The organism is Arthrobacter sp. NPDC058192 (assembly GCF_042883665.1).
Taxonomy (GTDB): Bacteria; Actinomycetota; Actinomycetes; order Actinomycetales; family Micrococcaceae; genus Arthrobacter.
In genome coordinates this window covers 1-1,320 of the sequence record NZ_JBHVVJ010000043.1, presented here as the reverse complement: position 1 = coordinate 1,320, position 1,320 = coordinate 1, and the positions used below count along the sequence as shown (strand labels likewise).

General features: G+C 44.0%; 2 protein-coding genes and 1 pseudogene. All 3 read left to right on the top strand.

Annotated elements, in window-relative coordinates; all coding sequences use genetic code 11:
* Positions 1 to 283: 283 nt before the first annotated feature.
* Positions 284 to 448: pseudogene (locus tag ACFVVK_RS20485) on the top strand (hypothetical protein); the annotation flags it as partial.
* The gene (locus ACFVVK_RS20480) at positions 448 to 1,104 is read left to right on the top strand and encodes an IS3 family transposase (protein WP_390271349.1); all 657 of its coding nucleotides are present in this window, start codon (positions 448 to 450) and stop codon (positions 1,102 to 1,104) included. The pseudogene ACFVVK_RS20485 and the gene ACFVVK_RS20480, both read left to right, overlap by 1 nt.
* A gap of 13 nt (positions 1,105 to 1,117) precedes the next feature.
* The coding region (locus ACFVVK_RS20475) for a DDE-type integrase/transposase/recombinase (protein WP_390271346.1) at positions 1,118 to 1,320 on the top strand (203 nt) is incomplete at its 3' end.

Here is a 1,320-nt window from a genome sequence, read left to right as displayed (position 1 = left end):
ACCCTTATGTATGTAGGAATGCCGAGGTAGGGAATCGAACTGTACGGTGGTCGCCCACCACAGGATTTTAAATCCTGTGTTTCTAACATCTAGATTATTTAAATCCTCAATCTACGGAGAAGGCGAATTTATATTAACGTTCAAAATTAAGAATTTCGTCCTCAAGTTCAACAATTCTGCTTGATGAGTATTTGTTCTGATTAATAAGGAAACAAAAAACCCTTGCTACGCAATGAACTGCACCCCTTAGAATAGACATTGGAAAAACCCCTTGGTTAATCCGATGAATTCTAAGGGGTGTATTTTTGTGGCAATGAAGGGACAAAAGTTCAAAACGTATTCAGATGAAACAAAGCGTGAGGCAATCCGTCTGCATGTGGAGGAGAAGTGGAGCTATCGGAAGATCAACGAACATTTTGGAATACAGGATAAAGATCGTATGAAGGTGTGGATGAGGAAATATCGGCAACAAGGAGAATATGGCTTGCTGGACCAGCGCGGTCGAAGAACGGAGTACATAGACAAAGATCGGGCGTATCAGCAACTCAAAAGAGAGAATTCCATTCTAAAAAAGTGCTTGGAAATCTGGAAACAGGAGGTGTGAGAGGGAAATATGCCATCATTGAAGAGGCATCAAAGCTCTATCCTATTGTGATGCTTTGCAAACTACTAGGTGTCTGGAGAAGTGCCTATTACCGCTACCTAGAGCGCAAGAACCGAAATCTCGATGGAGAGGTTGCCCAGCAAATTCAATCGATCTACCATCAGCGTGAACGGACTTATGGGTATCGCAGAATTACAGCTGAGCTGAAACGTCAATATGATCGCACCGTTAATCATAAGAAAGTGCAGCGTATCATGCAAGAGCTTGGAATCCGCTCTATCATAAGAGCTAAACGTCCGTATTTTAACGCCTATCCGGTTATGAAGTCGGATGGACGTGTTGCTCCTAACTTACTGAATCGTGACTTCACAGCAGCAGAGCCCAATGAAAAATGGGTGACAGATGTCACACAGTACCGTGTAGGAGAGCAGCGACTATACTTGTCTGCCATCAAAGACCTTTGTGGTAACGATAGTCGCCTATCACATCAGTCATCGTAATGACAACGAGTTGGTGCTCAGCACGTTTAAGAAAGCTTTTCAACTGCACAAAGACGTGTCTGGATTGATCGTTCACAGCGATCAAGGCTTCCAATACACGTCTCATGCTTACCACGACATGCTGCCTACGGTTGGCGCCAAAATCAGCATGTCGCGTCGCGGTAATTGTCTAGACAATGCCGCTATGGAAAGCTTCTTCTCGCACCTTAAAGCAGA